Source organism: Vibrio sp. 1288, from assembly GCF_033344475.1.
Genome location: NZ_JAWPOX010000562.1, coordinates 1 through 683, shown reverse-complemented (window position 1 = coordinate 683; position 683 = coordinate 1). Strand labels below are relative to the sequence as shown.

The following is a 683-nucleotide window of genomic DNA, read 5'->3' as shown; positions in this document are numbered from 1 at the left end:
CGCACTACTGCACTGTCCGCCATTTCGCCGTTAACACATTAACGACAGCGGTTTACGACACGTGGCTTGGTTATTCTAACCTTAACGCGGCCGCTAAAATTTCCGCAATTATGCTGTTGATTGTTGTGCTGCTACTCAGTACAGAACGCTATAGCCGCAGAAAGCAGAAACTATTCCAAAGCCAATTTAACAGCCATGAAGATTTTCGTTACGAGTTAAGTGGCTGGAAAAAATGGGCGGCACTGGTGTGGTGTTGGGGACTGGTTGCTGTGGCGTTCATTTTGCCATTACTTCAGTTGATTGATTACTCCATTACTTACTTTGAGCAAAGCTGGACACCAGAATTCCGTGAGTACGCGTGGAACAGTCTTGTTGTGTCTGTCATTGCTGCGATCATCGGCGTGGCCGTTGCTCTTGTGGTTAACTTTACTCACCGAGTCAATGGCAAACGTGAAAGCCTTGCTTTTATGCGTCTTTCCTCAATGGGCTACGCAGTACCTGGAACGGTATTGGCGATTGGCGTGATGGTTGCCGTGCTGTTTATGGACTATCGCGTAAACGATATTGCGAAGGCGATGGAATGGGGTAGGCCGGGACTGATTTTCTCAGGCTCAATGTTTGCGTTGATCTTTGCGATGGTGGTGCGTTTCTCAGCTGTTGCGATTGGTAGTATCGAAAGTAAT

Annotated in this window: 1 protein-coding gene; it reads left to right on the top strand. The window is 47.6% G+C overall.

What is annotated here, in order from left to right:
* The coding region (locus R8O11_RS28040) for an ABC transporter permease (RefSeq protein WP_412035085.1) at window positions 1–683 on the top strand (683 nt) is incomplete at both ends.